Below are 3,087 nucleotides of genomic sequence, written 5' to 3' on the forward strand. Positions count from 1 at the left end.
CTCGCCCGCGCGCGGCGCCGCCACCGCAACCTCGGCGATCTCCAGGGGCTCGCCGAACTCCCGCAGCACCGCCGCGCGCATCACCGTGTCCGCCACCGTGGCCTCCCTCAGGGTTCGGCCACACGGTAGCACCAAGCATTTGCTTGGGACAGTGTCGGCCGGCCGGGCGCCGCGGCCGGCTCAGCCGAACCAGACCACCAGCCGGACGTTGCCCGGCCCGTGCACGCCCGAGAGCACCTCCATGATCTTCCAGACCGGGTCCCACACCGCGGCCTCCACCGCGTCGCGGCGGCGCGCCCGGTCGGCCCGGTACACCGTGCTCCCGTCGGTCCACTCCCGCCGCTCGGCCCAGTCGCCGGGGCCGCCCGCGCTCACGGCGACGTCCATCCGCTCGGCGAAGGCGGTGTCCCACAGGTAGGTCCCGACGAGTTCGAGCGTCCCGTCGGCGCGCCGCCGGTAGTGCCGGACGCGGCTGTCGGGCCGCTCGGACGGCTCGTCCCAGTCGATGCCCGCCAGCTCCTGCCAGCCGATCCAGGTGTGCCCGGCGAGGCCCTCGTTCTGGGCGGCCCGGGTCTGCGGTGAGGCGTCCAGCGGCAGCCCGCGCCCGCCGGCCACCGGACGGAAGCCGAGCCGCTCGGCCACGCCGAACAGGCAGCCGAACGCCGGCTCGGACCGCCCGGTGAACACGTCCCGCAGTTCCAGCACGCCACGCCAGCGGTCGAGGGGGTCGCTGCGCATCCGGCACTCGAAGAATCCGTGAATATCCGTCGCCACACCAATATGGTCACCTCTGCCGGGTCGAAATGGGATGATCCGCCCGGCCACACTCAAGATTTCCGCGAAGACGGCACCTCCCCGCCGCGAGGGCGCGGCGGGGGTCCGAGGCGGGGGTCAGGAGAAGTGCTGGCCGGCGTTGACGTCCAGGGTGGCGCCGGTGGTGGCGGCGGACTGGTCGGACGCCAGCCAGATGACGGCGCGGGCGACGTCCTCCTCGGTGGCGATGCGGCGCAGGGCCATGGCGGCGGTGTCGCGGGCCCGGACGGCCTCGAACGTGGTGTTCTCGGCCTCGGCGCGGGCGCGCATCCAGTCGTCCAGGACGTCCGAGGCGATCCAGCCGGGGGCGACGCAGTTGACGCGGACGCCGGAGGGGCCGAGCTCGTCGGCGAGGCAGTGCGAGAGCAGGTGGACGGCGGCCTTGCCCGCGGCGTAGTCGCTGCGTCCGGCGTAGCCGCTGCGGGACGACATGGACGTGAGGTTGACGATCGAGCCCGTCCCGGCGGCGACCATGTGCGGGGCGAGGTGGCGCAGGCCAGCAGGGTGCCGTAGGCGGCGATCTCGACCGCTCTGCGCCACTGGTCCAGGTAGGCGTCGTCCATGTCGAGGACGTTGCGGCGGTGTGAGCCCGGGAAGGCGGCGTTGACCAGGACGTCGACGCGTCCGAAGTGGGCGACGACCGTTTCGGCGAGGCGCTTGGACTGGGCCGGGTCGGAGATGTCGGTGGGCACGGCGAGGGCCCGGCGGCCCTCGGCCTCCACCTGGCGGGCGATGGACTCCAGGGTGGCGGCGCCGCGCGCGGCGACGGCCACGTCCGCGCCCTCGCGCGCCATCAGCACCGCCAGCGTGCGGCCGAGGCCGGGCCCCGCGCCGGTGATCACCGCGATCTTGCCGTCCAGCATCATGCGCATTAACGTACCAAGCGCTAGCTAGGTACGCCTGCGGAGGTGCGGATGGGCGTCACCCTCGCGACCGACGTCGGCGGCACGTTCACCGACGTGGTGCTGACCGGGCCGGACGGCCGGGTCGCGGTCGCCAAGACGCTGACCACGCCGGACGACCCGGCGGACGGGCTGCTGCGCGGCGTCCGGCGGGTGCTCGCGGAGAGCGGCGTCCCGGCGGGGGAGGTCACCCGGTTCGTCCACGCGACGACGCTCGCGACGAACGTGATCCTGGAGCGCAGGGGCGTGCCGGTCGCGTTCGTCACGACCGAGGGGTTCCGGTCGATGCTCGCGCTCGGCCGGCAGGCGCGCGTGGAGGAGGACCGGTACGACCGCTTCTACCGTCAGCCGGAGCCGCCCGTCCCGCTGACGCGCACGTTCTCCGTGCCCGAGCGGATCGACGCTACCGGCGCGGTGCTCACGCCCCTGGACGAGAAGGCCGCCGCGTCCGTGGCCGACCGGATCGCGGGGCTGGGCGTCTCGGCCGTCGCGATCTGCCTGCTCCACTCGTACCTGAACCCGGCGCACGAGCGGCGGCTCGCCGAGATCGTCGCGGCGCGGCTGCCGGACGGCACGCCGGTCGTCGCGTCCTGCGACGTGTGGCCCGAGATGGGCGAGTACGAGCGCGCCACGACGACCCTGATGTCCGCCTATGTCGGCCCGGTCATGGCCGCCTACCTGCGCGGACTGGAGGAGCGGCTGCGGAGGGCCGGGATCACCGCGCCGGTCCGGGTGATGGAGTCGGCGGGCGGCGTGCTGCCGGCCGCGCTCGCCGCCGACCGGGCGGTGCACACCATCGAGTCCGGCCCGGCCGCCGGGGTCGTCGCGGCCGCGCGGCTCGGCGCCCGGCGCGGCATCGCCGACCTGGTCTGCTTCGACATGGGCGGGACGACCGCGAAGGCCGGGCTGGTGCGCGGCGGACGCCCCGGCGTCACGCACGAGTTCCAGGTCGGCGGCAAGGGCAGCCACGGCGGACGGCGGCCCGGGACCGGCGTCCCGATCAAGGTGCCCGCGATCGACCTTGCCGAGGTCGGGTCCGGCGGCGGCTCGATCGCCTGGGCGGACGCCGGAACGCTGCGCGTCGGCCCGCGCTCGGCGGGCGCCGACCCCGGGCCCGCCTGCTACGGGCGCGGCGGGACCCTCCCCACCGTGACCGACGCCGACCTCGTCCTCGGCTACCTCGACCCGGCCGGGTTCGGCGCGTTCCGCCTGGACGCCTCGCTCGCCCGCGCCGCGATCGAGGAGCACGTGGCGCGTCCGCTCGGCGTGGACGTGACCGGGGCCGCCGCCGCGATCCACGACATCGCGGGCGCGCAGATGGGCGCGGCCGTGCACGTCGTGACCGTCCGGCGCGGCATCAACCCGCGCGGGT

General features: G+C 75.3%; 2 protein-coding genes and 1 pseudogene. 1 reads left to right on the forward strand and 2 read right to left on the reverse strand.

The features are described 5' to 3' along the window. Positions 1 to 180 precede the first annotated feature (180 nt). Entirely contained in the window at positions 181 to 774 is a 594-nt protein-coding gene (locus AB0J52_RS34025) for a hypothetical protein (protein ID WP_500186997.1), read from the reverse strand. Positions 775 to 891: 117 nt separating this feature from the next. Beyond that, positions 892 to 1,685: pseudogene (locus AB0J52_RS34030) on the reverse strand (SDR family oxidoreductase). Between the two features lie 42 nt (positions 1,686 to 1,727). Between AB0J52_RS34030 and AB0J52_RS34035 the strand changes: the two are divergent. After that, positions 1,728 to 3,087: hydantoinase/oxoprolinase family protein (locus AB0J52_RS34035; RefSeq protein WP_500186998.1), on the forward strand; the 1,360-nt coding region annotated here is incomplete at its 3' end.

This window comes from Spirillospora sp. NPDC049652 (genome assembly GCF_040675125.1).
GTDB lineage: Bacteria > Actinomycetota > Actinomycetes > Streptosporangiales > Streptosporangiaceae > Spirillospora.